Consider the following 238-nt stretch of genomic DNA (forward strand, 5'->3'; position numbering starts at 1 on the left):
GGTCTGCCACGATGGAATCCGGGAAGGAAAGCATCAAGAGCCAGTTGATGCAGTTCTATCTATCTGTTTCCAAAGAAATAAATAAAGAAGACGCATCATTGAACGACTTTGAAATCGCGCAAGTCGAAGAAACATTGCCAAGCGGCTCGGAACTTTCGGAGATGAAACAAGCGGCTGCAGCATCTGCTGAACAAGCGATGCAAGCGGTAGAGTCAATTGAAGTGCCTGAGTCGCTTAG

The 238-nt window shown here is 47.1% G+C and carries 1 protein-coding gene; it reads left to right on the forward strand.

Going from position 1 to position 238, the window contains the following annotated elements; genetic code table 11:
- Positions 1-47 precede the first annotated feature (47 nt).
- Positions 48-238 (forward strand): hypothetical protein (locus R0J87_RS24425; RefSeq protein ID WP_498889635.1); only part of this gene is annotated, 191 nt, incomplete at its 3' end.

Origin of the sequence: Halomonas sp. SIMBA_159 (assembly GCF_046536035.1) — a bacterium.
In the GTDB taxonomy this organism is placed as follows: Bacteria; Pseudomonadota; Gammaproteobacteria; order Pseudomonadales; family Halomonadaceae; genus Vreelandella; species Vreelandella venusta_A.